Genomic DNA, 7,587 nt, shown 5'->3' with positions numbered 1-7,587 from the left:
CCCTACGCCCACGCCACCCACCCGCAATGGCGGATGGCCGCCGCCCTCGTGCTCGCGCAATTGCGCGCGCAGATGGCGCTGCCCGAGTACGCCAAATCACCCTGCCTGGGCTTGCTCTACATCACCGACCACTACGCGGATGAAGCCGAGGCCATCCTCAAGCACCTGAGTGGTGAGCTGTCGTCCGAGGCGATCGACTGGGCCGGCACCGTGGGCGTGGGCATCGCGGCCAACAACGTCGAGTATTTCGACGAGCCCGCGATGTGCGTGATGCTGTGCGACCTGCACCCCGGCCAGTACCGCGTGTTCAGCGGCGTGGCGCCGCTCTCGACCAGCGGCCGCCCGGCGGTCGCCGACCGCTTCGAGGCGCACACGGCGCTGGTGCATGCGGACGGCGGCACGCCCGAGCTGGCCGAGCTGATCGCCGAGATGGCCGAGCGCACGCGCAGCGGCTATGTGTTCGGCGGGCTGGCCGCCAGCCGCCACCAGAGCGTGCAGTTCTCGCTCAGCAGCGCGGGCACCCTCGACGGCCAGGGCGCGGCCAGCGGCGTGTTCCATGGGGGCCTGAGCGGTGTGGCCTTCGGCGCGGATGTGGGCCTGATCTCGCGCGTCACCCAGGGCGCGCAGCCGGTGGACCGCGAGCGCACGGTCACCGCATCCGACGGCAACCTGGTGCTGATGCTCGACGACGAGCCCGCGCTGGATGTGTTGTTGCGCGAGCGCGTGATCTCGCTCGAACAACCCGAGGACGCCATGCCACGCCTGCGCGCCACGCTCGTGGGGCTGTCGCCGCCCGTGGGCGATGCCTCGACGCCCACGCCCCGGGTGCGGGGCCAGTTCGGCACCGAGGTGCTGGTGCGCCACCTGATCGGTCTCGATCCGGGGCGGCGCGGCATTGCGATCGCCGACGTCGTACCGGTGGGCACGCGCCTGGCTTTTTGCGAGCGCAATGCCGCGGCCGCGCGCGCCGACCTCGTGCGCGTGTGCGCCGAGGTGCGCGAAGAGCTCGAGCCCGAAGAGCTTGGCCTGCCGATGGCGGCGGCGCTCTCGTCCAGCGACGTGGACGCCGGGCCGCACGCCGCGCGGCGCATCGCCGGGGCGGTGTACGTGAGTTGCTCGGGACGCGGAGGGCCGCATTTTGGCAGCCCCAGCGCCGAGCTTCAGGTGGTGCGCCGTGCGCTGGGCGATGTGCCGCTGGTGGGGTTTTTCGCCGGCGGCGAGATCGCCCACCACAGCCTCTACGGCTACACCGGCGTGCTCACCGTCTTCACCATGCCCTGAGGCGCACGGCCCAGGCCGATGCCGCGCGCCCGGGCGCGCCGCAACAGGAAGAGCACGATGCTGATGTTGAGCAGGTTGAAGCCGATGCCGTTGAGGAAGGCGGCCCGGTAGGAGCCGGTCAGGTCGAAGATCGCGCCCGACATCCAGCCGCCCAGCGCCATGCCCAGCAGCGTGGCCATGAGCACCGTGCCCACGCGCACGCCGGCCTGCATGGGCGCGAAGTGCTCGCGCACGATCAGGGCGTAGCTCGGCACGATGCCGCCCTGGAACAGGCCGAAGAGGCCTGAGATCAGGTACAGCGGCACCAGGCCGTCGAAAGGCAGGAACATCAGCAGGGCCACGCCCTGCAGCACCGAGCCCAGCAACAGCGTTCGCAGGCCGCCGATGCGGTCGGAGATCCAGCCCGAGATCAACCGGCTGGCCACGCCCATGCCCAGCATCACCGAAAGCATCTCGGCACCGCGCGCGGCGCCGAAGCCGAGGTCGGTGCAGTAGGCCACGATGTGCACCTGCGGCATGGACATGGCCACGCAGCACGACACGCCGGCCACGCACAGCAGGGCCTGCAGCGTGCCGGGCGAGAGGCCAAGCGGCCGGTCGTTTTGTGCCGCGGGCGCACCGGCGGGGGCCGCGGCCGGCACCGGTGCCGCTTCTGGCGGCGGACGCCGCCGCAGCACCAGGGCCAGTGGCAGCATGGTGAGCAGGCAGAACACGCCGATGAAGGTGTAGGCCTCGCGCCAGCCGCCGTGGTCGATGAAATGCTGTGTCACCGGCGGCCAGACCGCCCCGGCCACGTAGTTGCCGCTCATGCAGATTGCCAGCGCGATGCCGCGCCGGCGGTCGAACCAGCGCGAGGTGTCGGCCACCAGCGGCGCGAAGGTGGCCGAGGTGCCGAGCAGGCCGATGAGCAGGCCCTGTGCCAGGCTGAACTGCCAGAGCGTGGTGGCCGCACCGGCGGCGATGAAACCCAGGCCCAGGCCCACGGCGCCGCCCAGCACCGGCACCATCACGCCGAAGCGGTCGGACAGCTTGCCCATGAGGATGCCGCCGATGCCGAAGCCCACCATGGTGAGCGTGTAAGGCAGCGAGGCCGCGCCGCGATCGACGCCGAAGTCGGCCTGGATGCGCGGCAGCACCACGGTGACCGAGTACATGCCCACGCCGCCCAGCGTCATGAGCGCGAGCGAGACGAGCAGCCGCCACCAGGCGTAGGGGGATTCGGTGGCGGCGGCCGGGCTCATTCGGCGCGCGGCGGTGTCTGGCGGGCCCGGGCGCGATCCAGCGTGCGGCGGGCTTCGTGCACCGGCATGCCGTACATGTCGGCAAAGGCTTCCACCGTCTGTCCGCTGCCATCGAAGGCCCGCAGCAGGGCCTCGTCGCGTGCGGCGCGGCCGGCCGCCTCCGCCAGCGCTTCGTCGGTGATGGTGTTGACGGTTTCGTCACGTCCCCGCACCAGCGTGGCATAGGCCTCCCGGCCCAGGCCCGAGGCCTCGAAGGCCAGCGCGATGCGCTGGCGCAGCTTGGGTACCAGGTCTTCGGGTGAGCGGCTCTGGCGGCGCCGGAAGACCTCGATCAGTGCGTGGTGCACATGCTCCGGGGCCAGGTCTTCGACCGGCTGGCCGGCGAGGTCGTGGCGCGGCTGGCCCGAGGCCACCACGGTCAGGTAGCGGGACGAGCGGGTGTGCAGCGCCAGCGCCGCCTTGAGGCTGTCGGCCTCCAGCACCCCGGGATGGGCGTCGAGCAGATCCTGGTAAATGCCGCGTTTGAGCGGCTTGAGCACTTCACCGAAGAGGGCGGGCGCCAGCTGGGCGAGCTGGTCGAGCACGGGGTGCTGGCGCGCGGGGCGCGCGTCGGCTCGGGGGGCGTTGTTGCGTGCGCCGCGGCGTGCGCGGGCCGGTTGGGCGGGAGCGGGCGCGTCGGGCGGGGTGATGGCTGTGTTCATGACAAGGACGTGAATACCGGCAGCGAGGCTGCGAAGTCCGACATCATGCCAGCGACGCACGGCGCCCACGCCGGTGGGATCCCGGACCTGCCGGCGTCTCCTGGCATGGCGGAGACAGTGGTGCCAAAGCCTGCTTTCCCACGAAAAACAGGGATAAGTAGTCTTATAGTGTTATAAATTTCGTCCGCGAACGCCGTGGCCCGTCCCATGAAGACGGAAAGCCCCGCGCAGCGAGCGCCGATGGGCTGCCTAAAAGGCGGTCCCTTGGTGTCCCGACAACCCGATTCTGGAAAGACGCCAGCATGTTTGAAGCGTTCGACGACAGTGAATGGCCGGGAGCTTCCCATCCCAGGGGGATGGGGGTGGGCATGACCGAGGGCATGAGTTTTCGGGACGTGCTGCAGCATGTGTACCGGCGCGAAGGCGGGCGGGATGCGCGCACTCCGGTCGAGCAGCGGCGGCTCAACGATCGGCTCCTGGTGGTGCTGACCGCATGCCACGAGGTGGACACGGCCCGCCGCCGGTTGATGGGCAGCCTGAACACCCAGCAGATCTTCAAGGACGTGACGCATCTGCTGGCCGCCCGGGGTGATGAGCTGGGCACCGGTGAGCAGCGGTTGCAGTTCTCGTCGATGCAGGCGGACTTGCGGCACCTGGTGGAGATGGCCACGTCCCTGTGGGACGCGGCGGGTCGGCACTTCACGCGGGTGACCCGCCTGCTGCCGGCCCAGCTGAACGCCCATGAGGCGGCTTTTGTGCCCCTGGATCCTGCCGAGGTCGAACGGCTGGCGCGTGACGCGCCGCGCCACCGGGCCGCGTTGGGGGAGGCGTCGGACCTGCATGGCGAATGGATGGGCGATCGTTTCGTTCAGGCCAGGGAGACCTACCAGCGGGCGGTCGTGGGCCGGGAGCTGGCGCATGCCCGATGGGCGAGCACCGAGCGAGCGCGCCAGCTGGCCGAGCCGGGGATTCACATGGGGTCACGGGGCGCGCTCGCGTTCGCGCGGGTGGTGATCCATCAGGACTGGCAGCGCGGCTCCCTGCTCATGCGGGAAGCGCACGCCTGCATGACGCGCCATGCCTTGTACGCCGCTGTGCTGCGGTTGCCCGAGCAACTCGGCCTGGATTGACGTGCCATGAAAAAGGCCTGCGTCCCTAAGGAGCGCAGGCCTCTACCCACAAAAAAGTGGGTTTTTCCAACTTAGAACGGGATGTCGTCGTCCATGTCGTCGAAGCCGCTGGACTGGCGCGCGGGTGCGGGCGGCGGGGCCTGGCGCGGCGCGGGCGCCGAGGCGCGAGGCGCGGGAGCAGGGCGCGAGTAACCGCCACCGCCACCGCCTTCTTCACCGCCGCCACCGCCCATGCCCTCACGGCCGCCGAGCAGCTGCAGTTCGGTGGCGATGATGTCCACGGTGTTCTTCTCGACGCCGGACTGGTCGGTGTACTTGCCGTACTTCAGACGGCCTTCCACGTAGATCGGGCGGCCCTTCTTCACGTACTCGCCGGCGATTTCGGCCAGGCGGTCGTAGAAGGTGACGCGGTGCCACTGGGTGTCTTCGATCATCTCGCCGCTGTTCTTGTCCTTGCGGCGGCTGGAGGTCGCCACGCTGACATTGGCCACGGCCTGGCCGGACGGCAGGTAGCGGATTTCGGGATCGCGGCCGCAGTTGCCGACGAGGATGACTTTGTTGACGGATGCCATGGTGGTGATGTCCTGAAGAGAGAGCGGGCCCGGACGGGGCCGGGACGCGGCCTGCCATTGTGCCGCAACTGCCGGTTCGGCCCGCGCCGGCCGATACACTGGCCCCATGAAAGGCGAACCGGACTTCCTGCAGAACCTGCGCGATGAAATGGGCGGCGGTCGCCAATGGCTGGACCGGGCGGTGGTGATGCTCTATGCCGTGCTGGCGGGCCTGGCGGTGGTGGTGTTCACCCTGCTGGCCGACGGGGCCTTCGCGCTGTACAGCGGCCTGCGCAGCGGCTGGTGGTGGGCGCCCCTGGTGTGGACGCCCGCGCTCACCGCGCTGGTGGTCTGGGCCGTGCGCCGCTGGGCGCCGGGCGCGGCCGGTTCGGGTGTGCCGCAGGTCCTGACCGCGCTGGACCCGGCCACGCCCTTGCGCGAGCGCTCGCGCTTTGTCTCGCTGCGGCTGAGCCTGGTGAAGATGGTGGCGGTGTCGGGCGGCGTGCTGGCCGGCCTGTCGATCGGTCGTCAGGGGCCTTCCGTGCAGGTCGCCGCCGGGGTCATGCTGCATGCGCGCCGCTGGCTGTCGCCGAATTCGGGCATCACCCACCGCGAGCTGCTGGTGGCCGGTGGCGCGGCGGGCATCGCCGCGGCCTTCAACACTCCGCTGGGCGGCATCGTGTTCGCCATCGAGGAGCTGTCCCGGCGCCTGCAGGACCGCAACAGCGGCCTGATGCTGGCGGCGATCGTGATCGCGGGTCTCGTGGCGGTGTCTGCGTTCGGCAACCTGTCGTATTTCGGCCGGGTGCGGGCCGAAGCCCTGTCATGGAGCCTGTTCCTGCCGGGCGCGCTGGTGGCCGTGGGCTGCGGGCTGCTGGGCGGGTTGATGTCGCGCCTCATGCTGGCCTCGTTCATCGGCCTGCCCGACCGTTTCTGTGCCTACCGGCGCAAGCGCCCGGTCACCTTCGCGGCGATCTGCGGGTTCGCGGTGGCGGTGATCGCCGTCGTCAGCGGCGGCACGGCCGTGGGCGGGGGGCACGAACACACCAAGCTCATGCTGGACCAGTTGGGGCAGCCGGACGCATCGCACCAGCCTCTGGTGTTCACGGGCCTGAAGTTCGTGGCTTCATGGCTGTCGTCGTGGGCAGGCGTGCCCGGGGGCTTGTTCGGGCCCAGCCTGTCGATCGGCGCCGGGGTGGGGGCGGACGTGGCCTGGCTGCTCGATTCGCCGCACGGCGCGGCGCTGATCGCCCTGGGCATGTGCGGCTTCCTGGCGGCCGTGACGCAGACGCCGATCACCGCCATGATCATCGTGATGGAGATGACCGACGGCCACAGCATGGTGCTCAGCCTGATGGCCTGCGCGCTGCTGGCCAGCCTGATCTCGCGCATGATCAGCCGGCCGCTCTACAGCACGATGTCGCAGCTCATGATGCGCTCGATGCGCGATGGCGCCCAGGCCTCGCCGGAGCCGGCCGGGGAAGGCTCAGCGCCGGCCCGCTGACGCCGGCGCCTGCATCGGCCAGGCGACCACCAGCCACACCAGCATGGCCACAGTGCAGGCCGCGAACAGGCCCTGGGCGCCGTGCTCGCGCGCCAGCCAGCCGCCCACCGCACCGCCGACGAAGAAACCGACGGATTGCAGCGTGTTGTAGACGCCCAGTGCGGCGCCCCGGGCATGCGCGGGCGCCAGCCGGGAGACCAGGCTGGGCTGGCTGGCTTCCAGCGTGTTGAAGCCGATGAAGAACACGAACAGCAGCCCGCCCAGGGTCCACAGGCCGGGTTGTGCGTCGGCCAGCGCCCACAGCGCCAGCTGCACCGCGCCGATCAGGGCGATGGCGATCAGGAAGGCCGCGCGCAGCCGGCCCCGGCGCTCCATGGGAAAGAGCACGCCGCCCATCACCAGCAGGGAGGCCGCCACGGCGGGCAGGTAGATGTGGCCGTGGTCCGCCTTGGGCAGGCCGGCGGCCACCAGCAGGGCCGGCACCGCCATCCACATCGCCAGCTGCACCGCGTGCAGCACGAAAACCCCCAGGTTCAGGCGCAGCAGGCCGCGGTGGCGCAGCACCTCGGCCAGGCCGGTGCGCAGCTGTCTCATGTCGGAGGGCCGGTGTTCGCGCGGCTCGGGCGGCGCCACCCAGATCACCACGGCGATGGCCAGCAGCGCCAGCACGCCGGTGATGGCGAAGATGCCCGAGAGGCCGACCCAGGCCGCCAGCACGGGCGCCAGCACCAGGGACAGCGCGAACATGAGCGCGATGCTGGCGCCCACCATGGCCATGGCCTTGGTGCGCACGCTGTCGCGCGTGACGTCGGCCAGGAAGGCCGTCACGGCGGCGGAGATGGCCCCCGCGCCCTGCACCGCCCGGCCGATGGCCAGCCAGGTGAGGTCGGGCGCCCAGGCGGCGATGCCGCTGCCCAGGGCGAACAGCAGCAGGCCGGCCACGATGACGGGTTTGCGGCCGAAGCGGTCGGAGGCCAGGCCCAGGGGAATCTGCAGGAAGGCCTGCGTCAGCCCGTACAGGCCCATGGCGAAGCCCACCCGGGCAGCGTCATCGCCGCCGGGCAGGCGCGCGGCTTCGAGCGCGAACACCGGCAGGACGATGAACAAGCCCAGCATGCGCAGCGCAAACACCAGGGCCAGGGAGGCGCTGGCGCGGCGCTCGGCGGGGGTCATGCGGGC

The 7,587-nt window shown here is 70.9% G+C and carries 7 protein-coding genes; 3 read left to right on the top strand and 4 right to left on the bottom strand.

Annotated elements, in window-relative coordinates; genetic code table 11:
- A partial coding sequence (locus AC07ZS_RS29245; protein WP_494801946.1) for an FIST signal transduction protein occupies nucleotides 1-1,281 on the top strand: 1,281 nt, incomplete at its 5' end.
- On the opposite strand, the gene AC07ZS_RS29240 is transcribed toward AC07ZS_RS29245, so the two are convergent.
- Both AC07ZS_RS29240 and AC07ZS_RS29235 read right to left on the bottom strand, forming a co-directional pair.
- Complete coding sequence (locus AC07ZS_RS29240; RefSeq protein WP_494801945.1) at nucleotides 1,245-2,522, bottom strand: MFS transporter; 1,278 nt, start codon at nucleotides 2,520-2,522, stop codon at nucleotides 1,245-1,247. The genes AC07ZS_RS29245 and AC07ZS_RS29240 overlap by 37 nt on opposite strands.
- Nucleotides 2,519-3,223 (bottom strand): ProQ/FINO family protein, encoded by a 705-nt coding sequence (locus tag AC07ZS_RS29235; protein WP_494801944.1) that lies wholly within the window; start codon nucleotides 3,221-3,223, stop codon nucleotides 2,519-2,521. The genes AC07ZS_RS29240 and AC07ZS_RS29235 overlap by 4 nt, the downstream gene beginning before the upstream one ends.
- A gap of 302 nt (nucleotides 3,224-3,525) precedes the next feature.
- Here AC07ZS_RS29235 and AC07ZS_RS29230 point away from each other — a divergent pair, with 302 nt between their 5' ends.
- Nucleotides 3,526-4,353, top strand: coding sequence for a hypothetical protein (locus AC07ZS_RS29230; RefSeq protein WP_494801943.1), 828 nt, complete (start codon nucleotides 3,526-3,528; stop codon nucleotides 4,351-4,353).
- Nucleotides 4,354-4,424: 71 nt separating this feature from the next.
- Here AC07ZS_RS29230 and ssb read toward each other — a convergent pair whose 3' ends face one another.
- Nucleotides 4,425-4,925, bottom strand: coding sequence for a single-stranded DNA-binding protein (gene ssb, locus AC07ZS_RS29225; protein ID WP_494801942.1), 501 nt, complete (start codon nucleotides 4,923-4,925; stop codon nucleotides 4,425-4,427).
- Between the two features lie 106 nt (nucleotides 4,926-5,031).
- Between ssb and AC07ZS_RS29220 the strand changes: the two genes are divergently transcribed.
- Nucleotides 5,032-6,408 (top strand): chloride channel protein, encoded by a 1,377-nt coding sequence (locus AC07ZS_RS29220; protein ID WP_494801941.1) that lies wholly within the window; start codon nucleotides 5,032-5,034, stop codon nucleotides 6,406-6,408.
- Here AC07ZS_RS29220 and AC07ZS_RS29215 read toward each other — a convergent pair.
- A complete protein-coding gene (locus AC07ZS_RS29215; RefSeq protein WP_494801947.1) occupies nucleotides 6,391-7,581 on the bottom strand; it encodes an MFS transporter in 1,191 nt (396 codons plus the stop codon). The two genes, AC07ZS_RS29220 and AC07ZS_RS29215, sit on opposite strands and share 18 nt — an antisense overlap.
- Nucleotides 7,582-7,587: the final 6 nt, after the last annotated feature.

The organism is Hydrogenophaga sp. GW456-12-10-14-TSB4 (assembly GCF_059424305.1).
Note: the sequence above shows the minus strand (reverse complement) of the source record. Positions and strands in the feature narration are given on the sequence as shown.

What these genes read in the sequence shown, in the direction of transcription:
- AC07ZS_RS29220 (WP_494801941.1), top strand. Translation starts at nt 5,032, where the DNA reads ATGAAAGGCGAACCGGACTTCCTGCAGAACCTGCGCGATGAAATGGGC.
- AC07ZS_RS29215 (WP_494801947.1), bottom strand. Translation starts at nt 7,581, where the DNA reads ATGACCCCCGCCGAGCGCCGCGCCAGCGCCTCCCTGGCCCTGGTGTTT.
- AC07ZS_RS29230 (WP_494801943.1), top strand. Translation starts at nt 3,526, where the DNA reads ATGTTTGAAGCGTTCGACGACAGTGAATGGCCGGGAGCTTCCCATCCC.
- ssb (WP_494801942.1), bottom strand. Translation starts at nt 4,925, where the DNA reads ATGGCATCCGTCAACAAAGTCATCCTCGTCGGCAACTGCGGCCGCGAT.
- AC07ZS_RS29240 (WP_494801945.1), bottom strand. Translation starts at nt 2,522, where the DNA reads ATGAGCCCGGCCGCCGCCACCGAATCCCCCTACGCCTGGTGGCGGCTG.
- AC07ZS_RS29235 (WP_494801944.1), bottom strand. Translation starts at nt 3,223, where the DNA reads ATGAACACAGCCATCACCCCGCCCGACGCGCCCGCTCCCGCCCAACCG.